This is a genomic window from Kaistella yonginensis (assembly GCF_030409525.1).
In the GTDB taxonomy this organism is placed as follows: Bacteria; Bacteroidota; Bacteroidia; order Flavobacteriales; family Weeksellaceae; genus Kaistella; species Kaistella yonginensis.
Genome location: NZ_JAUFQB010000061.1, coordinates 22,308 through 48,196, shown reverse-complemented (window position 1 = coordinate 48,196; position 25,889 = coordinate 22,308). Strand labels below are relative to the sequence as shown.

The following is a 25,889-nucleotide window of genomic DNA, read 5'->3' as shown; positions in this document are numbered from 1 at the left end:
TTGCGAGCTAAAATTAAGCATTTTCGTGGTTGTATATTTTTGGATTAAACTCTATTTTCGGATAAAAAATCTTTAACTACTTCATTGAAATCAGTTGGATTTTCGGCCTGAACCCAATGTCCTGCATTATTTATCGTCACTATGGAAGAATTGGGAAACTGTTGTTTCATTTCAAACTCATCTTGAGGCAAGATATAGTTGGATTTTTCGCCGGCTATAAATAATGTTTCGCCTGAATAGACGCCAAATTTTATTGCATTTGAGACAAATTGCGCATATTTGTCGGCTAAAGTTTTGAGGTTGAACCGCCAATTTAATCTTTTATCATCCGTCCAATAAAGGTTTTTAGCAAGAAACTGAACGACCATTTTCTCGGGGATATACTGAAGCAAAACTTCCTCCACCTCTTGTCGGGTTGTACTTACCGCAAAGTCAACACTTTCCAGCGCCTTCAAAATCCCCTGATGATGTGGTGGATAGGCTTTCGGCGAAATATCTACGACCACTAATTTTTGTACTTTGATGGGATATTTAATCGCAAACTGCATCACCGCTTTCCCTCCCAATGAATGCCCCAACAAATTTACTTTCTCCAACTTATGAAATTCCATATAATGAAGAATATCGTGAGCTAAATCATCATGAGACATTTCTGTTGAATGAAAACTTTTACCGTGATTCCTTAAATCAATTAAATGCACTGGGAAAAACTCACCCATTTCTCTACCGAAACTTCCCCAATTATCGAGCATTCCAAATAGCCCATGAAACACCAGCAAAGGTGTTGCTGATTTATTTTCTCCGTAAATTTTTGAATGTAGAATTTCCATCAATAAATATTAAAGTTCAAAATTGAAATAATTATTTGCCAACGCCTAAAAATAAAGAATGGTTACTAATCGGTTAATCTAATTACCATTTCGCCAAGCGCTTCAAATAGGCCTGAACGGTATTTTCAAGTCCCATGTAGAGTGCTTCGGAAATCAAAGCATGACCGATGGAGACCTCTAATAAATTAGGAATATGATCTGAAAAGTATTTCAAGTTTTCTAAGCTTAAATCATGTCCGGCATTAATTCCCAAACCATATTTCTCAGCTTCTAAAGCGGTTTGAATATAGGGTTTAATTGCTTCTTCCTTATTTTTTGAATAATTTATCGCGTAGGCTTCGGTGTATAATTCGATCCGATCAGCGCCTGTTTTCTTGGCATATTTCACCATTTCCGGATTTGGGTCTAAGAAAATTGAAGTTCGAATACCAGCATCTTTAAATTCAGCAACGACCAATTTTAAAAATTCTAAATGGTTTTCGCAATCCCAGCCCGCATTGGAGGTGATGGCATCTTCGCCATCGGGAACGAGCGTCACTTGCTCTGGTTTTATTTCTAAAACCAGAGCAATAAAAGCGCGGTGTGGGTTTCCCTCAATATTAAATTCGGTATGTACCAAAGGTTTTAAATCATAAACATCTCTGCGGGTAATATGTCGCTGATCGGGTCTGGGATGAATGGTAATCCCTTGAGCACCAAACTCCTGTAGCTTTATAGCAGCGTCGGTTACGCTGGGCAACTCACCACCTCTGGCATTTCTGAGCGTTGCGATTTTGTTAATATTTACACTTAGTTTTGTCATTTATTTTTAAATTTTATTCAACTGCATTATTTCCAAATCAAATTCTTTGGAGGCTACCATAAGATGATCGAAAATATCAGCCATAATCACCTCGTAGTTTTCCCAAAGCGAATCATTGGTAAAGCAATAAATTTCTAAAGGCATTCCTTGAGGTGTGTTTTCCAATTGCCTAACCATCAATGTTCCTTCTTGATCGATATGTTCATTCTGCTTCAAATAATTTAAAGCATAGTGTCGGAAAACTCCAATATTGGTTAGTTGCCGACCATTAATAACTAACTCTGCATTTTCCATAGGACCTCTTTCCCTATTTATTTGCTTTTTCATCTCTTCCAAATACTCTTTAATTAAATTTATTTTTGAAAGGTGAGCAATTGCTTCCTCATCCAAAAACTTAAAGGACTTGATATTGAAAATAATCGAGCGCTTTATTCTGCGGGTATTACTTTCAGACATTACTTGGATATTCTTGATCTCTGTAGTTAAAAAATCATAGGTCGGAATGGTAGACATTGTTTTATCAAAATTTTCGATTTTGGTTGTTAAGAGATTTAAATCTACGATGGTTCCTTCCAGATTATATTTGGGAATCCCAATCCAGTCGCCCACTTTCAAATTTTTTGAAGTTGCCACATGAATTCCGGTAACAAACCCAAGAATCGTATCACGAAAAACCAAAACCAGCACAGCCGTAATTGCTCCTAAACTGCCCACAATCGCTGATCCACTGATGCCAAAAAGCACACTGATCGCAATGACCGACGTTACGAATACCGTGAAAATATTTAGGGTTTGAGAAACCGCGTTTAAGGCGATGATTTTATAATAATCTTTATTGATTATAAAATAATTTCTAATCGCTGTAATCCCACGAAAGAGCATTTGAGCAACCACCAAGACGATTAATAAACCAATGAGGCGTTCTAAAAATATATGGCTTTTCGGGTGGCGGTAAAAAAATGAGGACAGTGCAAAACTTCCGAATAAAAGCGCAATTAAATGCGAAACGGAGTTGGTGAGTTTTGCGCCATACACTGATTTTAGAACTGGATATTTATCTTTATCAAAAAAAATCCGAAATATACTGTTGATGATTAATTTGAATAAGAAATCAACCAGATAAATGATGGCGATAAAGACCATAAATTTCGTTAGAATCTGCAACAGAAGAACCCAGCTATCGGGCGTGTTATCTTTCACAAAAAAATGAATATAATCACTTATATTCTGCAGGAAATCTTTGGTATCGGTCAGCTCTTTATTCATTCCTACAAAAATAAGAATATTGTTTGTCTTTACCAGATTTATAAGTACATTTAACAAAATTTAGCATCCATGGACATTGCTTTAATACAAGTTGCAAGTATTATTTTATTAATTCTAGGTATTTTGGGAACATTTTTGCCGGTATTGCCAGGTTTACTTTTAAGTTTGGCGGGCCTTCTCATTTATAAATTCGGAACTGATTCATCATTATCAATGGTTTATATTTGGATTTTTGTATTTCTTACCATCTTGTCTGCGATTTTAAATTATGTGATTCCCGCCAGAACGAATCGAAAATACGGCGGTACACGTTGGGGAAGTGTTGGATCTGTACTGGGAACGCTAGGAGGATTATTCTTCATTCCGGTTCCTTTTGGATTCTTGATCGGCATGTTCTTGGGCGTTTTCATTGGGGAATTACTCCACGATGCCTCCGACAAAAAAAAAGCGTGGAACTCTACCAAAGGTGCTTTAATTGGATTTCTTTACGGAACAGGTTTCAATTTCATCGTGGGATTGGCAATGTTTTTGGTAGTACTCATTGACCTACTTTAAAAAACAAACCTATGATTTACAGACTATTATTAAGTTCGTTAACCATTTTCACTTTGGCAACCTGCCAGAATCAAAAGACTGCGACTGCTAAAAAAAGCAATGCTGTTGAGCATACCAAACACGTCATTAGTACGGAAAACAATCCAATCAAAGAGACCCCAAAAATTACACAAGGCATACCAGCAGGTAAGAAAGTGGTAAAAACCACCTATGAAGAAAAACAAGAAATTATCAATAAAAAAAATGTGGTTTATTTAGCAGAAGGCGAAAATAAATTCTTAAAAGAATTTGAAATGAATGTCACGTTCAAAAGAATGGTGGAAGACAGCCGGTGTCCGAAAGATGTAGAATGCATTTGGGCCGGAAATGCCATGGCAGAAGTAGAACTGATGGGTCTGTATACGCGCCCGGTCACCATTCAACTCAGCACCATGAATGACACCAGTAAAAAATATGTAAACACCCAGAACTTCAATGGTTATTCGATTTCATTGATTGAGGTAACACCGGAAACCACCTCAGCTAAAGGTTTTAAAGCGTTGAAAGGAACGTATAAAATTGCACTTCAGTTCAATAAAGAGCAGCCGAATCCGAGCGAACGTGGCGGATCTACCACCAAATAGGAGTTTTACCATTTGAAATCAAATAATCATTAATCTGCGAAAATGGTTTGCTTCCGTAGAAGCCGCAATACACAGAAAACGGCGACGGATGCGCAGATTTTATAATAAAATGTTGAGAGGAATTAATCAGTTCCTCTTTTTTTTGGGCAAATGCACCCCATAAGACAAAAACGACCTGTTCTTTCTTTTCTGAAATTTCTTTAATAATGAAATTGGTGAATTTGTCCCAACCCAAATCTTTGTGAGCATTCGGCGAATGCGCTTTCACCGTTAGCGTTGCATTCAGCAATAAAACACCTTGTTTTGCCCAATCATCCAGCTCTTGCTGGGAGCGCTCAACATCTAAGTCATCTTTTAATTCTTTAAAAATATTTTTAAGTGACGGCGGAGCTTTCACTTTTTCAGAGACCGAGAAACACAAGCCATTTGCCTGATCATCATTATGATAAGGATCTTGACCAATGATTACGACTTTTATTTGGTCAAAAGGTGTTAATTCTAAAGCCCGAAAAATCTGATCTTTTGGTGGGAAACATTTTTCGGTTGCATAGGCCGCTTCTACTTTTTCCCAAAGTTGTTCAAAATAGGCGCTGCTTTTAATTGGGGAAAGAATTTCAGTCCAATTCATGGGTTGATTTTGATGGGTTGATGTGGTGATTTGTGACGTCTAAAGTAAGATTTTCTGCGAATTTTCCGTGGCTGCATTAAAGGCAGAAAATTTCATCTTTCAAAGATAAAAAAAATAGAATCCTCCACATTCTCTACCTACAGACGTTTTGCCGAGTAAGAGCTGGTTTAAATTTGCAAAAAAAATCTTTTTATTTCCTCCTGAAAAGTGGTATATTTCTTAAAACCATATCAAAACTGCATGCTTTAGGGAGTGAAAAATAGATTTTATTGAATTTTACATGCACTCTAAAAAAACAATTGCAACTGTTCTATTTAAATAAATTATTTTTGCAAGGTGCATATACAAAAAGAAGATTTAAACGAACTTGAGTTTCCGGAATTATTAGCGGAAATTTCGCCCTTTGCTTTCTCCAAAAAAATCGCAGATAAAATCGCAACCATTCGTCCATTTGAGCTAGAAGAAGCGGAATTATCCTTAAAAAAAGTCGCTGAATATCTGTCGAGTTTCGAGAGTGACAATGCCATTCCATTCAATGAATATGAAGATATTGAAGCAGAATTAAAATTAATGTTGATCGATAATTTCCGGTTAGACAACGCTGCTTTTCTTAAAATAAAAAGTTTGACCGAACAAATTGCCAGACTTCAAAAATTTTATCCGGTGTATGATGATCTATTTCTTCATTTGAATAATGATGTTAAAGATTTAGAATACCGCAAAGAAATCATCGATAAAATCGATAAGGTTTTTAATCGTTTTGGTGAAGTTAAAAGCGAAGCTTCGCCACTCCTGAAAACCCTTCGAAGTGAAATTTCGCAGGCTAAAAAAGCAATTCAGGAGAATTTTAACCGTGCCTTAACCGCACTTTCCTCGACTGATTTTTTAGATGATATTCGGGAAAGCATTGTAGATGATCAGCGGGTTTTGGCCGTAAAATCAGGATACAAAAAACGCGTTGCAGGTCGGGTTTTAGGACTTTCTAAAACAGGTTCAATTACCTATATTCAACCCGAATCTGTGGTAAAACACCAGTTTAAATTAAGGGAAAATATTGAAGAAGAGAAAAAGGAAGTTGATAAAATCCTGCGAAAACTTACTTTTGAAATTTCAGAATTCCAACCCCAACTTTTTGATTATCAAAAGTATATTTTTGATTTAGATGTAACGAGAGCCAAAGCAAAATTTGCCGAAAAAATAGATGGCGTTTTACCCAAAATCAACCATCACCGGACAATGCGATTGGTTAATGCTTTTCATCCGCTGTTGCTTATTAGAAATAAAGAAGAACAAAAAAAAATCTATCCGCAGACTTTAACTTTAACGGAGCAAAATCGCGTTTTGTGTATTTCTGGGCCAAATGCAGGTGGCAAATCTATCACCCTAAAAACGGTAGGCTTACTTCAATTAATGATTCAGAGTGGCATTTTGGTACCGGTTCATCCGAAATCTGAAATGTTTTTCTTTGAAAAATTAATGACGGATATTGGTGATAATCAATCGATTGAAAATCATCTATCCACCTACTCTTCCCGCTTGAAGAAAATGTCGAAAATTATTCGCGAAGCCAATTCAAAAACACTATTGTTGATTGATGAATTTGGTACAGGATCTGATCCGGAATTGGGTGGTGCTCTAGCGGAAAGTTTCCTGGAGTTTTTCTATGAGAAGAAAAGTTTTTCGATTATTACGACGCATTACACCAACATCAAATTGGTGATTGAGCAGTTACCGCACGCAACCAATGCGGCGATGCTTTTTGATGAACACTCGTTGGAACCTCTTTATAAATTAGAAGTCGGACAAGCCGGAAGCTCCTTTACATTTGAGGTGGCCGAGAAAAATAAAATCCCGAAATTCATTATTGAATCTGCAAAAAAGAAGGTGGAGCATGATATCATTAACCTCGATAAAACCATTGTAAAATTACAGCAGGAAAAATTTGAAGTTGAAAAACTAAAAACCGATTTAACTGAAAAAAGAGATTCTACTCAAAATAAAAAAGAAAATCTGGAGAAACTGAATGATCAACTGGAGCAAAAACTCTTTAATTTTCAAAAACTGTATGAAGATGAACATCGGAAATTGCAATTCGGAAATAAGATTGAAGCCTTCATCGATTCTTATGTCAAAGGAAAATCACGCAAGCTGGTCGTGGCTGATTTTGTAAAAATTCTGGAGCAGGAAAAATTCCGAAAGTTGGGATCTGATAAAGATGAAACAAAAAGATTACAAGTTGTAAAGCGGAAAATTACGCAGCAATTAAAGAAAGTTGACGTGCAGGAAAAAATCATAGAAACCAATGAAAAATTGGAGGACAAGCGCCAAAAAGAACGTGCCGTGTGGATGAAAGTTGGACAAAGGGTACGAATTAAAGGCTCAGCAAGCGTTGGAACCATCGATAAAATTGATAAAAACGGTAAAGTTTCGGTCAACTACGGAACCTTTAAAACACAGATTTCTGGTGACGAGTTAGAAAGGATTTAAAACAACCATAAAACATAAAAGCAATGATGCGAGATTTTTTATAGATCTCGCATTTTTATTTTCCTAAACCTTGAAAGAAAATAACGGAATCTATGAGCGATTATGTAAAGAAATTATTACTTAAAAACTGATAACATTCAGGTCTCTTCTGTGATATAAGTTACACAGCCAAAATTTTATGTCCCCTACCTTTGAGTGTAATTAAAGCATTGATAATGAACCATCTGCTGTAATTTTCTATTGTATTTTAAGAATAATAAAAATGAAGAACATGAAAAATATTGTAATCCTTGGCTCTGGAACCGCTGGAACAATGATGGCCAACCACCTCACCAAAAAGCTGCAAAAAAATCAATGGCAAATTACGTTGGTAGACCAGTACAGCTCTCATTATTACCAGCCAGGCTTTCTTTTTATTCCTTTCGGCACCTACAAGCCAGAAGATGTAAAACGTACTGTTGAAGAATTTCTGCCAAAGTCTGTTCATCTTATTAAAGAGAAGATTGACAAGATTGATAAAGACACAGACACCGTTCTATTAAGCAACGGAAAAACGGTTTCTTACGACCTGTTGATTATTGCCACAGGTTGTAAAACGGCACCTGAAGAAGTAATTGGGATGAAAGATGATTTTTGGTATAAAACCATTTTTGATTTCTACACCTTTGAAGGAAGTTGCGCATTGGCTAAAAAACTAGAAACCTGGGAAGGCGGAAAAATGGTGGTTCACATCACCGAAATGCCAATAAAATGCCCGGTCGCACCATTAGAATTTGCTTTTTTGGCCGATGATTATTTTACCAAAAAAGGGATGCGCGATAAAGTAGAAATTTCTTATGTTACCCCGCTATCAGGAGCTTTTACCAAAGAAAAATGCACGAAAGCTTTGGAATATCTCTTAGAAGAAAAAAACATCAAAATCGTCCCAGACTTTGCAGTAGAACGCATCGAAGGTGAAAATGGCAAAATGTACGAATATGGCGGCGAATCTGTTGATTTTGATTTATTGGTTACCGTACCTACCAATATGGGCGATGAATGTATTTTGCGCTCAGGCTTTGGGGATGATTTAAATTATGTACCGACTGACAAGCACACGCTACAGTCTAAAGTAAAAGATAATATTTTCGTCATTGGAGATGCTACGAATGTCCCAGCTTCTAAAGCGGGCTCTGTGGCACATTTCCAGGCAGAAATTTTAACTGAAAATATTATGAATTATATGGAAGGGAAACCGTTAAAACCTGATTTCGATGGACATGCAAACTGCTTCATCGAAACGGGAAAAGGTAAAGCGCTCCTCATTGACTTTAATTACGAAACCGAACCGTTGAAAGGAAAATTCCCATTTGCAGTAGTAGGCCCACTGAATCTTCTGGAGGAAAGCACGTTTAATCATTTCGGTAAAATGGCTTTCAAATGGGTGTATTGGAACATGCTTCTCCCTGCCAGAAAACTCCCTTTCATTACTCCGAAAATGAGCACGGCGGGAAAAATATTCGATAAAGAAAAAGTATAAAAAAATTAAAATTTAATAAAATGGAAAAAACAATTGCAGGTTTCACCGTAGATGTGAACGAAGAAGGGTATTTAACAAATATGGAACAATGGAATGTAGACATTGCGAAAGAATTGGCGAAAGAAACTGATATTGAACTCTCACCGCGACATGTAGAAGTCTTGGAGTTTCTGAGAGATCAACAAAAAAACGAGGTCGCACTCACCATTCGTGGGGTAGGAAAATCTGGATTTGTAGACATCAAGGAGTTTTATGCCTTGTTTCCAAAAGGTCCTTTGAAAATTTCAAGTAAATATGCCGGAATTCCAAAGCCAAAGAGTTGCATTTAACCAGAAAGAACATCATTAATTATTAAAATTAAAAAAAATGAACACAACCACAGAAATATCGCCTCTTGCCGATCTTGATAAAAATCTAAAACCTATTGAAAAGGTTATGGTGATTATCTCTAAAGGAACTTTGGAAAATATATACGCCGGATTCATCCTTGCCAACGGTGCCAGAATGGAAGGAATGGAAAGCGAAATTTTCTTTACGTTTTTCGGCCTTGATGCGATCAACAAAAAGACGATCAAAAACATCCATGTTGCTACCGTAGGTAATCCAGCGATGCGCATGCCGACCATGTTGGGTGGCCTACCAGGAATGGAAGCATTGGCCAGTAAAATGATGAAATCTAAAATGGAAAAGCTTGACATCCCTCCTATCGATGAATTTTTAGAAATCCTTTCTGCCTCCGGCTGTCGATTATGGGCATGTAAGCTCGCAGTTGAAATGTTTGACTTACAGAAAGAAGATTTAATACCAGAGGTAGAGGGCATTATCACCGTTGGTGATTTCTACGCAAGAGCCGCAGGCGACGGAACACAAATTATATTTATATAAACTTTATATCGACGCAGTTTTTCCATCAACTGCAGCAATCGTAAAAGCCGTAAGGTGAGACTTTTAGTAAGCTCACCTTTTTTGTTTATGATGCTTCTAGGTTTTCAGTTTACCCTCATCAATTGCTTTTTTTAGTAGAATATCAAACGCTTCTCCCATTTCTGCAGAAGCTCTTTTCACGGCTTTCCCCACGATGTTTTCCACTTGTTCTTTCTTTACGCTGGCTTCAGTCCAACTTAAGGCCGAGCCATATACATTCAAAACAAAAGGCATAATGCGATCGACTGCACAGGCAAAGATTGCATCTGGTGTTTCCTCTGCTTCAAACTCGATCCAAAGTTTCAGAAAGTCGGAACGTAAAGGTTCATCTAATATCCCGAATGTATTTTTTGCCGCTCGCAATTCACGTTCATATTTCCCGTTCATCGCAGATTGATCAAAAATAAAAGTATCACCGGCTTCAATTTCGACCACATCGTGTATAGAAAGCATTTTAATGACGCGTAACAAATCGATTTGACTTTTGTCTTTTGCATACGGCAAAAGAATCTGAGCGAAAACTACAATTTGCCAACTGTGTTCGGCGGTATTTTCTCTACGTAAATTATCAAGATTAAAATTTCGTCGGTTTACATTTTTCAATGCATCTAAAGCGAGAATAAAATGTATTTCTTTTTCTAAAATCATTAGAATTTTTTAAAAAAATGGAGGTTGTTGCTTTTTTGCGGGGCGAAGTTACCCATTTAAATTATAGGAAAATGGTTCTGATTTTATGATGATAAAAGTATTCTGTAAAAATCCATGGATCCGATTAAACCAGCATTTGGGATCAGTAGAGATTGAAAACAAAAAAAGACCGAGAATATTCTCAGTCTTTTCAGTGAGCGCGACAGGATTCGAACCTGTGACCGTCTGCTTAGAAGGCAGATGCTCTATCCAGCTGAGCTACGCACCCAATTTCTTGGGATTTTTAATTCACCATTGGGAAAATGAATCCTTAAAAAAAGAAAACTCTCGGAAGAGTTTTCTATAAAGTCGGGGCGGCAGGATTCGAACCTGCGACCTCCTGGTCCCAAACCAGGCGCGATGACCGGACTACGCTACGCCCCGAATAATTTTTGGTGGATGTTGCGGAGAGTAAGGGATTCGAACCCTTGGTACAGTTTCCCATACGCTTGTTTAGCAAACAAGTCCTTTCGGCCACTCAGGCAACTCTCCTTAGCAATATTTATAAGAGCTTCTGTTCTGTAATTGCGAGTGCAAATATAAAAGAGTTTTTGTTATAAACCAAAAAAAAATCCTAAAAAATATTCGTATTTTTGACTCTAATTTTAAATCAATTCAAAATACATGCGTAATTCATTATCTATCATATCCTTAGGTTTTTTAATTATTTCTTGTGGCACACAAAAAAGTTTAAAAACGACAACCACAAAAACAACGACACCCGTAGTTGCTCCAGCAAAACCGGTAATAAATGTACAAAAACCGAAAATCCAACATGAAGGTGGCCTCGATTTTTTCAAAGAAAACATCGCCAACATTACGAAAAACGACAATACAATTAGTTATGGTTCTATCGTATCTGCAAATCCCGCGGGATATAAAGTGGTGAAATCATTTTTTCCCTCGGTGGGTCAAAATTTTCGTCAAAAATACATCATACTACATTATACGGCTTTAGATGACGACAAATCAGTAATGGTGCTTACACAACAATCAGTAAGTTCTCATTATTTAGTAAATAATCTTGGGGATAACGAAATATACCAGTTGGTCGACGAGAACAAAAGAGCCTATCATGCTGGCATAAGCGCCTGGCGGAAAGACAAAATGCTCAACGATACTTCAATCGGAATCGAGATCGTAAATACAGGTTATAAAACCGATGCTAATGGTGTTAAAGTTTTCCCTGAATATCCTGAGGCTCAAGTGAAAAAAGTTGCAGCCTTGGTGAAAGACCTCGCTGATCGGTACATGATTTCTCCAACCAATATTCTAGGTCATTCAGACATTGCACCAACTAGAAAACAAGATCCAGGACCAAAATTCCCGTGGAAGAAATTATATGAAGACTATCAAATTGGAATGTGGTACGATGAGGATACGAAACAAAATTTTTACAACAGTGCGGTATTAGAGGATTATGCGGTTCAAATGACCGTGCCATCATTCGTGTTTAAAATCCAAACTGCCTTGCGAGATTTTGGCTACGACCTGAATCCCAACGGGACATTTGATAATGCAACCATGAAAACCATTGAGACTTTCCAATATCATTTTCGTCCAGAAAATTATTCCGGAATGATGGATGCCGAAACTTGGGCAATTTTACAAGCCTTAAATGTGAAGTATCCAAATAAATAAATATCTTTACCTTTCTAAAATGGGCGATCAATCATCGTCCTTTTTCTTAGATATAGTAGTGAAATCAATTTAATACAATAAGTAAATATTCTTAACTTTTCAACCAATTATTTTTATGGAAAATTTCAGAAGTGAAAGCGATTTATTAGGAACATTACAAGTTCCCCGCGGCGCATATTATGGAGTTCAAACCCAGCGTGCTATTGATAATTTTAAAATTTCGGGCCAAACACTTTCTTCTTATCCACATTTTATTAAAGCCTTGGCAGTGGTAAAAAAAGCCGCTGCAAAAACCAATTATGAATTGGGATTATTAGAAGAAAATTTGTATAAAATGATTGCCGAAACTTGTGATGAATTGATCGCCGGAAATCTACATGAAGCGTTTCCCATCGATATGATTCAGGGCGGAGCCGGAACCTCGGTAAATATGAATGCCAATGAGGTAATTGCAAACAGGGTTTTAGAGAAATTAGGAAAAGAAAAAGGCGACTACCAATTTTGTTCGCCCAACGACCACATCAATCTTTCCCAATCGACGAATGATGCCTACCCCACTTCTTTAAAAATGGCTTTATTGTCGATGAATGTTGAATTGGTAGAAAAACTAAAAAAAATTGTTGAAGCTTTTCGGGAAAAAGGAAAAGAACTGACTCCGGTGATTAAAATGGGAAGAACCCAACTACAAGACGCTGTTCCAATGAGTATGGGTCAAGAGTTTGAAGCGTTTGCCGCAACTTTAGAAGAAGATATTTCTAAATTAAATGCGAATGCGAATCTTTTTGTAGAAGTTAATATGGGCGCAACCGCCATAGGAACGGGCTTAAATGCTCCTGTTGGCTATGCCAATTTATGTGCTAAAAACCTGGCTCAACTTACAGGATTCAATGTCATTTCAGCGCCAAATCTGGTAGAAGCTACTCCAGATACCGGTTCATATGTCATTTATTCATCAGCATTAAAAAGACTGGCGGTAAAACTTTCTAAAATCTGTAATGATTTGCGTTTGCTGTCATCTGGCCCAAGAGCTGGCTTCTTTGAAATTAATCTTCCACCAATGCAACCAGGCTCTTCAATAATGCCGGGGAAAGTAAATCCTGTGATCCCAGAAGTGGTCAATCAGGTTTGTTTTAAAGTCATTGGAAATGATCTAACAGTTACTTTTGCCGCAGAAGCCGGGCAATTACAACTTAATGTCATGGAACCCGTGCTCTCTCATTCCATCATGGAAAGCATGATTTTCCTTGGAAATGCCATGGATACTTTAAGGGAAAAATGTATCGTAGGTATTACCGCGAACAAAGACGCGTGTTTAAATATGGTTAGAAACAGTATCGGTATTGTAACTGCCTTAAATCCGTATATTGGGTATAAAAACTCGACCGAAATTGCAAAAGAAGCACTTGAAACAGGCCGAAGTGTTTACGATTTGGTCTTAGAACGCGGGATTTTATCTGAAGAACGACTCAATGAAATTTTGGATCCAGAAAATATGTTGAAACCCCATCAACCTATGTAACATTTCAACGATGATGTCTACTTATCTCAGGTTGTAATTTTAATTTTAACAAGGATCAAATGAATTCCTAATTTATCGACTGAAAAAAAGCGACTTCAGCAAAAAATAACACCTATCAAATAATCAAAAATTTAATGAAGAAATTCTTAACATCAATAACAATCATTGGAGCACTTACCATGAGCAACGCACAAAAATTTGAAACTAAAAAAGTGACCGACAACTCGGGTTATCAATATGAATTAGTCACTAACGACAAAACAGGCGTTAGAGTTTATACTTTAAAAAATGGTTTAAAAGTTTTTCTGGCCAAAAATGATGATGCCCCAAAAATCCAGACCTATATTCCGGTACGAACTGGGAGCAATAACGATCCGGCAGATAATACCGGTTTAGCGCATTATTTAGAACACATGATGTTCAAAGGAACTTCAAAAATGGCAAGTGCAAACTGGGCGAAGGAAAAACCACTTTTAGATCAAATTTCTAATTTGTACGAACAGCATAAAGCGGAGCAGAATCCAGAAAAGAAAAAAGAACTTTATAAAAAGATCGACGAAGTTTCTCAGGAAGCCAGCAAATATGCAATTGCCAACGAATATGACAAAGCGATTTCATCCTTAGGAGCCTCTGGAACCAATGCTCACACTTGGTTAGATGAAACAGTTTATAAAAACAATATTCCGAATAACGAACTTGAGAAATGGCTTAAAGTTGAAAAAGAACGATTTTCTGAATTAACTTTGAGGTTATTCCACACCGAATTAGAAGCGGTTTACGAAGAATATAACCGCGCACAGGATAATGACGGGCGTTTGGTGAATTATGAATTAATGGATGCACTTTTCCCAAAACATCCCAATGGACAGCAGACCACGATTGGAAAATCAGAACATTTGAAAAACCCATCGATGGTTGCGATTCACAAATATTTTGATGAGTATTACGTACCGAACAACTATGCAATGGTCTTGGTTGGAGATTTGGATTTCGACAAAACCATCAAATTAGTAGATCAGTATTTTGGAAGTTTTCAATACAAAGAACTCCCGAAAAAACAAACCATCACCGAAGAACCGATGACCAAAATTGTAGAAAGAACCGTGAAAAGTCCTTCTACTCCCCGGTTACAAATTTCTTGGAGATCTGATTCTTACGGAACCCAAAATGCAAGAATTGCCGACATCATTGGTAATATTTTGTCCAATTCCGGAGACTCTGGTTTGATTGATTTAAACATTAATCAAAAACAAAAAGCCTTACGAGCAATGTCGTACGCATCGGCATTTAAAAATTATGGAAGCTTTTCCCTGATTATTGTTCCGAAAAATGACCAAACTTTTGAGGAAGCTAAAAAATTAATGCTGGATCAAATTGCCTTGGTGAAAAAAGGAGAATTTCAGGAATGGCTCATTCCAGCGATCATTAATGACATGAAAATTCAACGGATGAAATCCTTCGAAACCGCTGATGGATTGGCTTCTGCTCTTTACGGGTCGTATATTAGCGATAGAACTTGGGAACAAGAACTGAATGAAATTAATGAATACGAAAAAATTACAAAAGCTGATGTTGTAAAATTTGCCAATGAATTCTTTAAAGATAATTATGTAATCATTAAAAAAGAAAAAGGCGTAAATGATAAATTGGTTCGTGTTGAAAACCCAGGAATTACCCCGATCAAATTAAACAGAGAAGAGCAATCTCCGTTTTTGAAAGAAATTCTAGCCGAGAAATCTTCTGAAATTACCCCCGCATTTATCGACTACGCAAAGGTGATTAAAACAGATAAAATCGGTGATAAAAAAGTAAGTTTTGTAACGAACAAATACAATGATATTGCCCAAGTTCATTTTGTTTTCCCGTTTGGCAGCGATCATGACAAGGAATTAGGATTGGCCACCCAAGTGATCCAATATTTAGGAACAGACAAATTATCAGCTGAAGCATTGAAAAAAGAATTCTTTAAGTTAGGAATTTCAAGTGACTTCAGAACTTCACCAGATCAATTGAGAATTTCATTGAGTGGCTTAGAGGAAAATATGCCAACGGCAATCGTGTTGCTGAGAAATTGGTTGCAAAACGCAAAACCAGATCAGAAAGTGTATGAAGAGAATGTGAAAACAATCTTGGAAGGTCGTGAGGTTGCCAAAAAAGACAAAGGAAGAATCATGGCTGCTTTGTCTAATTACGCAAAATACGGTAAAGTGTCGCGCTTTACAGATGTACTTTCTAAATCAGAACTAGAGGCGATTAACTCGGTAGACATGACCAACAAGATCCAGAATTTATTGAAGATGCCTTATGAAATTTTCTTCTACGGACAGGACTTCAAAGCCTTTAAAAAATATGCAAAACCTTTCGTAGAAAAAGAAACGATGAAAGTTGCGCAGAAAAAAGAATACCCAGAACCAGCCACTGATGGAAATGTATATTTCACGAATTATGATATGGTACAAACCGAAATGAGCAAAGTAGCGAAAGGCCCTAATGTTAATTTAGCAAACCTTGGTAAAATCAATGTATTTAATGAGTATTTCGGACGAGGATTGTCTTCAATCGTATTTCAGGAAATTCGTGAAAGTAAAAGTCTGGCGTACTCTGCCTATGTTTCTTATGCATCGAGTTCAGAGCTAAATCATCCGGATTATGTAACCACGTACATTGGAACTCAGGCGAATAAACTTCCGCAAGCGGTGACTGCGATGGATGATTTAATGGCGAATCTTCCGCAAATTCCGGCCCAGTTTGCAAATGCAAAGAATGCAGCCTTAAAACAGATTGCCTCAGGAAGAATTAACAGAACAAATACTTATTTCAATCAATTGAACCTTAAAAAATTAGGAGTTGATTACGATTTGAGAAAAGATATTTATGCTGAAATTGAAAAATTAACATTGGAAGATCTTACGAATTTTTATAATTCGCAGATGAAACCAATGAAATACAATACAGCAATTATTGGTAAAAAAGAAAATTTAGATATGGAAGCACTTAATAAAATAGGGAAATTCCATGAAGTAAGTTTAGAGGAAATCTTCGGATATTAATCTTGACTAATCTTGTTGATATCAAAAGAGTGAAGCTTCGGTTTCACTCTTTTTATTTTTTAGCACATGATGATTGAATTTTCAATTGTACGAAAAATTTCACCGCCGATAATTAAATAGGGTGTTTTGACTCTTTTACACTTCATTTAAAAATTCCATATTTGCAAAGCAATGCATCACAACTTGTTTGTTATGAAGTTATTGTAAAAACTAAACTAATAACTCTGGAAACAGAGATTCCGGATATTGCATCCGGAATTTTTTTTGGCAAACAATATGGTGGTAAAAGTTCGTTTAGAAAAGTAATTTTAATAAAAATGTAGAAAAATGAAACATCTGTTCACGCCGCATATTTACCCTTAAATTTAGACATTCATCGGCTTAAATTGTAGAGCTTTTTTGCATTTACTTGAAAAAGAAATTTTCTTTTTCGTCAACCCTACCGGGTAAAAAATTTCTTAATGTGATGATCCAGCTCTGCGTTTTATACTTTCAAACTTTTTAGCTCCAAATTCTTTAATGATTTCTTAAATTTGTGGATCATTAAATAAAAACGCATGTTACTACAGCTTATTAATCTGACTAAAAAATTTGGCGACCAAACCGCTTTAAATAACATCAATATTGAAATTAACACTAATGAGATTATTGGATTGTTGGGTCCAAACGGCGCAGGAAAATCAACCTTAATGAAGTCGATCGTGGGCGCCTTAAGAATTGAAGAGGGACAAATTCTTTTTAATGGAAATGATATTGGTGAAAACGAAATTGAAACCAAGAAAAATATCGGTTTTTTACCAGAGAACAATCCGCTGTACAGTGAGATGTACGTGAAAGAATATCTAAGTTTCGTGGCGGATCTTCACCAAGTACCGAAACAAAGAATTGAGGAGGTGATTGACTTGGTTGGCATCACGCCAGAAAAATCAAAAAAGATTTCTCAGCTTTCAAAAGGATACAAACAAAGAGTTGGTCTGGCGCAAGCCATTTTACACGCACCTGATTTGTTAGTTTTAGATGAGCCAACGAATGGTCTTGATCCCAATCAAATCATCGAAATTAGAAATCTCATCAGAGAAATCGGCAAAGAAAAGACCGTAATTCTCTCTACACACCTCATGCAAGAAGTCGAAGCACTGTGTTCTCGAGTGATTTTGATTCATCAGGGAAACATTATACAAGACACCACTATTGAAGAATTTAAAGGCAAATACAGCAGTTTAGAAGAAGCATTTGCGAGCTATACAAATTAACAAAAAACCCTGACCAATCGGTCCAGGGTTTACAGTATAATTATTTTTATTAAATCTTTTCGATATTGTCTGTCAAAGCATCAATAAAGTTTTTCAAGGGTTTTTCTACCATCATTTTAATAAACGGATTAAATTTTCCTTCGAAAAGCAATTGAACTTCAGTTTGATTTTTGGTTACTGCATTCATCATCCCCTTCAACGCAAAATCTAAACTGGAGCTAGCTGACTTCAAGGTTACCTGATTTTCAGTTACTTCATCAATCACCAAAGCAATTTCTGGCATTCCTTTCAAGCTGAATTTAAAACCTTGATCACGAACTTCAAAACTCTGCAAAGAATCTGGCATTAGTGCGCGGTATCCTTCTGGAGTGTTTAGCATTTCAACCAATTCAGCCCCTGATTTATTTACGATTATTTTACGTCCTTCTAAATTCATTTTTATATTTTTGTATTAATTAAAACGTTGCAAATGTATAAAGTTTTTGTGAATGAAAAAAAATTATCGATTAGTAAATATCCGGAAGATGTAGAAAAGAAATTTCAGTACGAAAATTTTGCAACTTTAGAAATTGCCATCGATCTATTGGAAAACACTTCTTGTCCGGAACTCAATATTTACGGTGATAACTTATTGCAGATTTGGGAGGATTTTTCAAAACTATATCGGGTCATAGAAGCGGCAGGAGGCGTAGTAAGCAATAAAGATGAAGACGTTTTATTTATTCGTCGCTTAGGCAAATGGGATTTAGCGAAGGGCAAAATCGAAAAAGGAGAATCTTTGGAGCAGGCAGCCTTAAGGGAAATAGAAGAAGAAACCGGTCTAAAAGAGCTTATTTTAGAGAAATACCTGAACACCACCTTCCATATTTATACCGAAAGAACAGGCGAAAAAATATTGAAAACAACCTATTGGTTCAAAGTCACCTATGTAGGAAACACTGCTCCAATCCCACAAACAGAGGAAGGTATTTCTGAGGTTTCCTGGAAAAATAAACAGCAAATTATGGACGAAGTACTACCCATGACGTTTGAAAACATCAAATTAATTCTCGCTGACTATTGGAAAAGCAATTAATCGATAAATTCTAAAATTTGCTCTAAAGCAATACCTCGCGAAGCTTTTAACAAAATGTTTTTAGACGCTATGCTGTTAATTTTCAGATAAGTGGATAGTTCTTGTGAATTTTGAAAAGATTTCGCGTGGTGATTAACTTTTTTAAATTCATTTCCTACAGTGATTATTTCATCAAAAGTTAAAGAATTTGCCAGGTCAAGAATCGACTGATGCTCTTTTTCAGATTCATCGCCTAGCTCTAACATATCGCCTATGATGACCGATTTAGTCCCCGTAAATTGGTTGAAGTTTTTTAAAGATTCCGCCATGGAACTCGGGTTGGCATTATAGGTGTCCAAAACAAAAGTTTTCCCATTCTTTTCCATCATTTGCGATCGCATATTGGTTGGGATATAAAGTTCAATTGCCGTTTTAATTTGGTCAAAACTTAAGTCGAAATGAAAGCCAAAACTTGCGGCGGCACATAAATTAGTGTAATTATAATTTCCGGTTAAATTTGAAAGTGCTTGCTTGTTTTGATACCTTAAACCCACAAGATTATCTTTTGAAAATTCTGAAAATTGATAATCAGATGTTTCCAAACCAAAACTTATTTTTGGTTGATAATCTGCGACCTTCTCTACCTGGACCGGATCATTTTCATTAAACAAAATCGTTTGTGAATTATTTTTCAGATACTCGAACAATTCTGATTTCCCTTTAATAACGCCCTGAAATCCACCAAAACCTTCGAGGTGAGCTTTACCAAAATTAGTAATATATCCTAAATTAGGCTTTGCAATTTCACAGAGCATTTCGATTTCCTTTTGGTGATTTGCGCCCATTTCTACGACCGCAATTTCATGTTCGGGCTTTATGGAAAGTAACGTAAGTGGCACACCAATATGATTATTTAAATTTCCCGTAGTGTATTGCACGTTGTATTTCTGGGATAAAACCGCATGGATAATTTCTTTGGTAGTGGTTTTACCATTGCTTCCGGTTAATCCTATGACGGGAATTTCAAGTTGATTTCGATGATGTCTTGCAAGTTCCTGTAGGAATTTCAATGTTGAGGGTACAAAGAAGATATTTTTGTTCTCATTTGCGAATTCTTTTTTTTCCACTATTACTGCCAACGCACCTTGCTCAATAGCTTTCTCTGCTAAAGTTGCGGCATTAAAAGTTTCACCCGAAAAGGCAAAAAACAGATCATTTTTATCAATCTTTCTACTATCGATTGTTACTTTTGCGCATTTTAGAAAAAGCGGATAAAAGGAAATTGCATTCATAGGTCAAAAATAAAAAATCCTTCTGCATTTACAGAAGGATTATGAAATATTTTATTAAAATTTATCTTTTTGTTCTACCTTTTCCACTAGATTTAGCATCTTGTGCCACACGGAAACCAACCCAGCCATATGCTTTGATTTGATCTCGGTATCTTCTTTGACCTGGATCAAGCCAGTAGGATCCATCCAACCAGGATCCACCTTTAATAACCCTCACATCATCTGATAATCTGGTTGTTCTTGCCGTTTTATCTTTCTGAAGAACGACTCTCCCTCTGCTGTCTACAATAAATCTTTTTTCTTTAGAATTATACATATTGTAACCTACCGTTGAGCTATCTTCAGCCCGACCATAACCTGCATCTAATGAAGATTGGAAGTCACCATCTCTATAATTTCTGCTATCAGCTACGACCTCTCTTTCATACTGTCCTGGAAGTCCTCTATACACTAATCTACCATCAGCTAAAGTGTCGTACTTCACCTCTTCAACTTTCTTAAAAGAGCCATCAGCATTTTTTAAGACTTCTTTAGAAATGTTCCCTCTATAATAATTAAAGTCACTTGCTTCTTCATCAATAATTGGTCTGTACACATCTGCAGTCCATTCTGCTACGTTTCCGAACATCCCATAGATTCCCAAGTTATTAGAAGGATAAAGTTTTACATCAGAAGTAGTTGGTGACCCATCATTTTTCCAACCTGCAACTCCAGAATAATCACCTCTTCCTTGTTTAAAGTTCGCCAAGTACATTCCTCGATCACGTCCTTTTTTGCCTTTCAGTTGCTCGATTTGTGGTTCTTTATTGGTGTATAGGTTGTATTCTCTTTCTTTCTGCATGCCAAGTGCCGCAAATTCCCATTCTACTTCAGTAGGAAGACGGAATTTTTCTACAACACCTGCGGTTGCATTACGATTTGCAGCGATAATTCTTTCATTCTTACTTTTAATACCGGTTTTCTGCATTAAACGTTGCTTATTGATATATGCTTCCATTTCTGGATCATTTCCTTTAAACTTGTCTAAATTAAAGGCAGTGGCGCCTTGATTGTTAGAATCATTGGTATATAAATCTTTAGAAATTACACCTTGCTCCATCAGTGCTTTTTCATTTGTACGATCTGTCAACCAGTCGCAATATCTAGAAGCTTGTAACCAAGAAACGCCCACTACAGGATAGTAGTCGTACTCTGGCGAACGAAAATAAGTTTCAGCAAAATCGTTTCTGGAGAGTTTGTTATTCCAAACGAGAGTATCTGGAAGCGCTCCAGTATAGATTTCTTTAAAACTAAGATCCGATGGAGGAAATACATATTTCAGCCACGTAACATATTCTCTATATTCGTAGTTGGTAATTTCTGTCTCGCCAATAAAAAATGCGCTGACTTGCATTCTTTTGGGGGTATTATTCCAATCATGCATCACGTCATCCTTCACCAATCCCATGGTAAAAGTTCCGCCTTCCACATAGACCATTCCTGGCCACCCTTTCTGTTTTTGTTGTTTCCCGGTAAAGAACCAACCTTTCTGCTCGTTCGGTTTCCAGCCGGTTTTACTAGTAAAACGCTTTGTCCCACCACCTTTTTTGCTATTGCCGCCTCCGCCGCAACTCATCAAAATAAGGGTTGAACTTAACGCCATTATTGTAAACAACTTTAGTTTATTCATAGTTAACATAGAATTTATCAAAGTACAAAGAAAAAATAAATTATTTAATAAATCAAATTAAAGATTGATTTTTTTGCAAAACGCTCACAATTAAATTTTATTGTATCATATTATTATTTAATTATTTTCGTTTAATTTGTAATTGGCTAATTTTACACCTCATGAAACGAAATTTATCACTCTTATTAATATTATTTTTTAATATTTTTTCATTTTCACAATCTTTTAAAATTGATTGGAATGAAAGTACCGTTATTGATTATGGAAGCATCAAAGTTACTGTTCCTTTTTTTAATAATGAAGGCTTCTCTTTCGAAAATGGATCGGTCTATTTACGAATGGTCGAAAAAAGCACGGGTTCCGAGCGGAAAGCTTCAAATATGGTCTGGCAAAAAATAACATCAAAAGATCTTTTTGACCTAAACGATTATTCCCTTCCGACCAAAGAAGAATCAGAAGTTAGCTATTATACCAATCCTTATACACAAGAAAAAACTACCAATATTCTGGTGTCAACCTTAAAATTCGAGAAAGGCGCTATCTACCGGCTCAGTTCTTTTAGCCTCATCAATGCTGAAAAGAGAACAGAAAGCAACAAGTCTACTAGTAGAATTGGAACCACTGACAACCCCTTAAAACAAGGTAATTTTTATAAAATAAAAGTTGATAAATCGGGCGTTTTTAAAATCACTGCGAAATTTTTGAGAGATAATGGAATGAATCCCGCCAATATCAATCCGAAAAACTTTAGAATTTATGGAAATGGTGGTCTGATGTTACCTGAACACAATCAGGATTTGCGCTATGATGCTTTACAAGAAAATGCCATTCAACTGGTCGGCGAAGATGATGGGGTTTGGAATGATAGTGATTACGCCCTGTTTTATGCCCAAGGACCCAATGGATATAATATTTATAAAAGCAATAACGGTAACGGAAAAAGAAGAATCGATACGAGAACTGACAAATCAAATAATTTCATTAATATCTATGAAGATTTTGCCTATTACTTTATCAACTTCGATACTGGCCCAGGGAAGAGGATACCAGAAATAGATCAACCAGCAACAGGTACCGTGATTTCTCGCTATGATGAATACCAATTCCTAAACGAAGAGAAATTCAATCTTATGAAAATTGGAAGAATTTGGACAGGCGATGCCTTTAATGACAGTAAAACAGTTAATTTTACGACAAAAACACCAATTCAACCAACTGATATTATTCTATACAGAACCAAATCCATCGCTTTTCAATCGCAAGGCAATAAATTATCAGTCAATATTAACAATGCCAGTCCTGTAACTTTTACGGTGGCACCAACTGATAAAAGAGAATACCTCCCAATCATTTATACTGGCTCGGTCACCAATTTACAAGGCAATCAACTTTCTTTTTCTTATACACCAAATACAAGTAGTAACCCAAATGGTAAATTTTATTTCGATTATGCCGAAGTTCAATATAAAGAAGATTTAAAATTCAACAATAGTCAAATGAATTTTAGAAGTTATGGTATTGATGAAGAAAGTGGAAACTCCTATACTTTTAATCTAACAGACGCTTCATCTGTGGAGCAGGTGTGGCAAGTTTCGGACATTACCAATGTAATAAAAAAAGTAAATAAATCAGGAAATACTGCTAATTTTAATTTTGGCTATTTGGCAAACAGCAATCTTTTCGTGAACGAATTTGTCGCCTTCAAGAATAGTGATGCGTATACTCCTGGTTTTGTAGGAAAAATTGATAACCAAGATTTGGCAGGTTTGCAAAACATTGATTATCTAATGATTACCATACCAGAAATGATGGGGCAAGCGCAACGTTTGGCAACCTACTACCAAGGCCGATTTAATATAGCCGTTATTGATATTAATAAAATCTATAATGAATTTAGCAGTGGCAGTAGAGATATTACCGCAATTCGCGACTTTACAACCCGACTAAATACCCCTACTGGTAAACTGAAATATCTTTTTATCTTAGGAGATACCTCTTATGATTTCAAAGGAAAAAATTACCCTGGCTCCGCCGTCGTTCCAAGTTATCAAAGTGAAGAAAGCGGAAATTATGCAGATTCCTTTGTAACAGATGATTATTTTGTAATGACTGCACCCCAAAGTTTGGGCGCGGTAAATGTTTCAGCAACTTTACCCAATTTACCAGTAGGTAGACTGCCTGCTGCGACCGTATCTGAAGCAAAATTACTGATCGATAAAGCCTTGGCTTACAACAACGCACTTCCAGGCCAGTCTACTCCTTTTGGTGAGTGGCGAATGAAAATGGATTTCGTAGTGGATGATGATGCCGATAATCAAGTTCCTTTCCACAATACCATGAACGGTTCTTTAAACAGCGTTTTCGAAATAGGTGGGCTTCGAAAAGAATACAATATCAGGAAGCTTTACCTCGATTCTTTTGCCGCGCAAACCTCCGCTGGCGGACAAAGATATCCTCAGGTTAATCAAGCGATTTCAAACGATGTGGGCAACAGTCTTTATCTGTTTTATTTCGGCCATGGTGGTATCAATGGTTGGGCGCAGGAACGGGTTTTAACCATTGATCAAATTCAAAACTTTAATAATTATAATAATGTTTACTCACGTTTTCCGCTAGTTTCTACCATCACTTGCGAATTTACGCTGTGGGACGATCCAGCAACTTTTTCTGCTGGTGAGCAAGTCATTAAGTCGAAAACAGGTGGTGCCTCAACCATGATTACCTCTAGCCGTGCAATTGGCGTAGGTTACGGCGAAGACTTTACCACGATATTTACAAGGAATATTTTCGACTTGGTTAATGATGATTTTTTATCATTAGGTGATGCGCTGTTAAAAGCAAAAATACAAAAAGGGCCATCCAATGATCACCTAAAAGTTAATTTTCTGGGTGATCCCGCCACCAAATTGAGCAGACCAAAAAGGTTAATTACAGTCGATGAGATTGAGTCACCCATTCCTGGCCAACTGCGCGCTCTGGATTTTGTTAAAGTAAAAGGGCATATCACAAAAAGTGATGGCACAATTGATGAAACATTTAACGGACGTGTGGCTGTAAATATTTTTGATAAAAGACTGACTAAGAAAACTTTGAATAATGATGGGAATCCGAAAATGACCCCAGTTTTAACGTACACCGAAGAAGGCAGCCCTATTGTAAAATCTTCGGGAGTTGCAATCAACGGCATATTTTCAGTAGAATTTTATGTGCCTAAAGACATCAACTATGAAATCGGAACAGGTAGAATTTTGGTGTATGCAGACAATAAAGTTTTTGATGTTTTCGACAATCAGCCCCAGAGTATTGGTGGAATTAATCCAGAAGGGATAAATGACATGGAGGCCCCGAAAGTGAAACTCTACATGAACAATACCAATTTTGCTGATGGAGGAATTACCGATCAAAATCCCCTACTCTTAGCTTGTGTGACTGATGACAAAGGAATTAACTCAACCGGCTCAGGAATTGGCCACGATGTCACCGTGATACTGGATGGTAAAATCATCGATACCGTTGTTCTGAATGATTTTTATTTCTCAGGAGATGGAAATGGCTGTACAAATCCATCATTAGCAGATTATCAAAAAGGAAACGTAACTTACCCCTTTAGAAATTTAAGTCCTGGCGAACATCAATTAACCTTTAAAGTTTGGGACATTAACAATAATTCCACAACCGCCACGTTAAACTTTATAGTTAAGGATGAAAGCGATCAAAATTTAATCGTTAAAAAATTGTTAAATTGGCCCAATCCTTTTACCAATAAAACCTATGTTCAGTTTGAACATAATTGCGATGATGTTTTAGATGTAAATGTTCAGATCTATACCATCACCGGCAGATTGGTAAAAACGCTAAGTACAACGGTGACTGCAGAACCATTTTTGCAAGGGTTCAGAACCCCGAAAACAGCAATTGAGTGGGATGGAAATGATGATTTCGGAGATGCAGTTGGTAAAGGTACCTATATATTTAAAATTTTCGCACGCAGTCAAAACCAAGACAAATGTAAAGGAAGTGCAACTGCGGTAGAAAAAATGGTCTTATTAAAATAAAAGAAAAAAAATTTATAACGATAAAAATTGACTTT

The 25,889-nt window shown here is 36.5% G+C and carries 20 protein-coding genes and 3 tRNA genes; 12 read left to right on the top strand and 11 right to left on the bottom strand.

The window, feature by feature from the left end:
• Nucleotides 1-44: 44 nt before the first annotated feature.
• From QWY78_RS13300 to QWY78_RS13290, 3 genes are all read right to left on the bottom strand, one after another.
• Nucleotides 45-830: an alpha/beta fold hydrolase gene (locus QWY78_RS13300; RefSeq protein ID WP_290220626.1), complete on the bottom strand. Its 786-nt coding sequence runs from the start codon at nucleotides 828-830 to the stop codon at nucleotides 45-47.
• A gap of 82 nt (nucleotides 831-912) precedes the next feature.
• Complete coding sequence (locus QWY78_RS13295; protein ID WP_290220624.1) at nucleotides 913-1,632, bottom strand: pyridoxine 5'-phosphate synthase; 720 nt, start codon at nucleotides 1,630-1,632, stop codon at nucleotides 913-915.
• A 6-nt stretch (nucleotides 1,633-1,638) separates the two neighbouring features.
• Complete coding sequence (locus QWY78_RS13290) at nucleotides 1,639-2,898, bottom strand: mechanosensitive ion channel family protein (RefSeq protein WP_290220622.1); 1,260 nt, start codon at nucleotides 2,896-2,898, stop codon at nucleotides 1,639-1,641.
• Between the two features lie 69 nt (nucleotides 2,899-2,967).
• On the opposite strand from QWY78_RS13290, the gene QWY78_RS13285 reads away from it, so the two are divergent.
• Together QWY78_RS13285 and QWY78_RS13280 are read left to right on the top strand one after the other, a co-directional pair.
• Nucleotides 2,968-3,453, top strand: a complete 486-nt coding sequence (locus QWY78_RS13285; RefSeq protein ID WP_290220620.1) for a DUF456 domain-containing protein — start codon at nucleotides 2,968-2,970, stop codon at nucleotides 3,451-3,453.
• A gap of 11 nt (nucleotides 3,454-3,464) precedes the next feature.
• On the top strand, nucleotides 3,465-4,076 hold the full coding sequence (locus QWY78_RS13280; RefSeq protein ID WP_290220618.1) for a hypothetical protein: 612 nt from the start codon (nucleotides 3,465-3,467) through the stop codon (nucleotides 4,074-4,076).
• On the opposite strand, the gene QWY78_RS13275 is transcribed toward QWY78_RS13280, so the two are convergent.
• Entirely contained in the window at nucleotides 4,063-4,704 is a 642-nt protein-coding gene (locus tag QWY78_RS13275; RefSeq protein ID WP_290220617.1) for a uracil-DNA glycosylase, read from the bottom strand. The two genes, QWY78_RS13280 and QWY78_RS13275, sit on opposite strands and share 14 nt — an antisense overlap.
• 336 nt (nucleotides 4,705-5,040) lie before the next feature.
• Here QWY78_RS13275 and QWY78_RS13270 point away from each other — a divergent pair, with 336 nt between their 5' ends.
• From QWY78_RS13270 to QWY78_RS13255, 4 genes are all read left to right on the top strand, one after another.
• On the top strand, nucleotides 5,041-7,191 hold the full coding sequence (locus QWY78_RS13270) for an endonuclease MutS2 (RefSeq protein WP_290220615.1): 2,151 nt from the start codon (nucleotides 5,041-5,043) through the stop codon (nucleotides 7,189-7,191).
• A gap of 271 nt (nucleotides 7,192-7,462) precedes the next feature.
• On the top strand, nucleotides 7,463-8,710 hold the full coding sequence (gene sqr / locus QWY78_RS13265) for a type III sulfide quinone reductase, selenoprotein subtype (RefSeq protein WP_290220613.1): 1,248 nt from the start codon (nucleotides 7,463-7,465) through the stop codon (nucleotides 8,708-8,710).
• 20 nt (nucleotides 8,711-8,730) lie between these two features.
• On the top strand, nucleotides 8,731-9,039 hold the full coding sequence (locus QWY78_RS13260; protein WP_290220612.1) for a TusE/DsrC/DsvC family sulfur relay protein: 309 nt from the start codon (nucleotides 8,731-8,733) through the stop codon (nucleotides 9,037-9,039).
• A gap of 37 nt (nucleotides 9,040-9,076) precedes the next feature.
• Nucleotides 9,077-9,595, top strand: a complete 519-nt coding sequence (locus QWY78_RS13255) for a DsrE/DsrF/DrsH-like family protein (protein ID WP_290220610.1) — start codon at nucleotides 9,077-9,079, stop codon at nucleotides 9,593-9,595.
• A gap of 96 nt (nucleotides 9,596-9,691) precedes the next feature.
• Here QWY78_RS13255 and QWY78_RS13250 read toward each other — a convergent pair whose 3' ends face one another.
• The 4 genes from QWY78_RS13250 to QWY78_RS13235 form a co-directional block, all read right to left on the bottom strand.
• Entirely contained in the window at nucleotides 9,692-10,282 is a 591-nt protein-coding gene (locus QWY78_RS13250; protein ID WP_290220608.1) for an HD domain-containing protein, read from the bottom strand.
• A 194-nt stretch (nucleotides 10,283-10,476) separates the two neighbouring features.
• Nucleotides 10,477-10,550: transfer RNA gene (locus QWY78_RS13245), tRNA-Arg, on the bottom strand.
• 80 nt (nucleotides 10,551-10,630) lie between these two features.
• A tRNA-Pro gene (locus QWY78_RS13240) sits at nucleotides 10,631-10,705 on the bottom strand.
• A 21-nt stretch (nucleotides 10,706-10,726) separates the two neighbouring features.
• Nucleotides 10,727-10,813 (bottom strand) — tRNA-Ser (locus QWY78_RS13235).
• Between the two features lie 132 nt (nucleotides 10,814-10,945).
• Between QWY78_RS13235 and QWY78_RS13230 the strand changes: the two genes are divergently transcribed.
• The 4 genes from QWY78_RS13230 to QWY78_RS13215 all read left to right on the top strand — a co-directional run bounded on the left by QWY78_RS13230 (nucleotide 10,946) and on the right by QWY78_RS13215 (nucleotide 17,784).
• A complete protein-coding gene (locus QWY78_RS13230; RefSeq protein WP_290220606.1) occupies nucleotides 10,946-11,962 on the top strand; it encodes an N-acetylmuramoyl-L-alanine amidase in 1,017 nt (338 codons plus the stop codon).
• Between the two features lie 115 nt (nucleotides 11,963-12,077).
• Nucleotides 12,078-13,481 carry an aspartate ammonia-lyase gene (aspA, locus tag QWY78_RS13225; RefSeq protein ID WP_290220604.1) on the top strand — a complete coding sequence of 468 codons (1,404 nt, stop codon included), beginning with the start codon at nucleotides 12,078-12,080 and terminating at the stop codon, nucleotides 13,479-13,481.
• Nucleotides 13,482-13,615: 134 nt separating this feature from the next.
• Nucleotides 13,616-16,531: a M16 family metallopeptidase gene (locus QWY78_RS13220; protein ID WP_290220602.1), complete on the top strand. Its 2,916-nt coding sequence runs from the start codon at nucleotides 13,616-13,618 to the stop codon at nucleotides 16,529-16,531.
• A 557-nt stretch (nucleotides 16,532-17,088) separates the two neighbouring features.
• A complete protein-coding gene (locus tag QWY78_RS13215) occupies nucleotides 17,089-17,784 on the top strand; it encodes an ABC transporter ATP-binding protein (protein WP_290220600.1) in 696 nt (231 codons plus the stop codon).
• A 49-nt stretch (nucleotides 17,785-17,833) separates the two neighbouring features.
• Here the strand turns inward: QWY78_RS13215 and QWY78_RS13210 are convergent, their stop codons facing one another.
• The gene (locus tag QWY78_RS13210; protein WP_290220598.1) at nucleotides 17,834-18,220 is read right to left on the bottom strand and encodes an SRPBCC family protein; all 387 of its coding nucleotides are present in this window, start codon (nucleotides 18,218-18,220) and stop codon (nucleotides 17,834-17,836) included.
• Between the two features lie 33 nt (nucleotides 18,221-18,253).
• On the opposite strand from QWY78_RS13210, the gene QWY78_RS13205 reads away from it, so the two are divergent.
• Nucleotides 18,254-18,859: an NUDIX hydrolase gene (locus tag QWY78_RS13205; RefSeq protein WP_290220597.1), complete on the top strand. Its 606-nt coding sequence runs from the start codon at nucleotides 18,254-18,256 to the stop codon at nucleotides 18,857-18,859.
• On the opposite strand, the gene QWY78_RS13200 is transcribed toward QWY78_RS13205, so the two are convergent.
• Complete coding sequence (locus QWY78_RS13200) at nucleotides 18,856-20,130, bottom strand: UDP-N-acetylmuramoyl-tripeptide--D-alanyl-D-alanine ligase (protein ID WP_290220595.1); 1,275 nt, start codon at nucleotides 20,128-20,130, stop codon at nucleotides 18,856-18,858. The two genes, QWY78_RS13205 and QWY78_RS13200, sit on opposite strands and share 4 nt — an antisense overlap.
• A 61-nt stretch (nucleotides 20,131-20,191) precedes the next feature.
• On the bottom strand, nucleotides 20,192-21,799 hold the full coding sequence (gldJ, locus tag QWY78_RS13195) for a gliding motility lipoprotein GldJ (protein ID WP_290220593.1): 1,608 nt from the start codon (nucleotides 21,797-21,799) through the stop codon (nucleotides 20,192-20,194).
• Between the two features lie 161 nt (nucleotides 21,800-21,960).
• Between gldJ and porU the strand changes: the two genes are divergently transcribed.
• Nucleotides 21,961-25,854 carry a type IX secretion system sortase PorU gene (gene porU / locus QWY78_RS13190; protein ID WP_290220591.1) on the top strand — a complete coding sequence of 1,298 codons (3,894 nt, stop codon included), beginning with the start codon at nucleotides 21,961-21,963 and terminating at the stop codon, nucleotides 25,852-25,854.
• The last annotated feature ends 35 nt before the right edge of the window (nucleotides 25,855-25,889 follow it).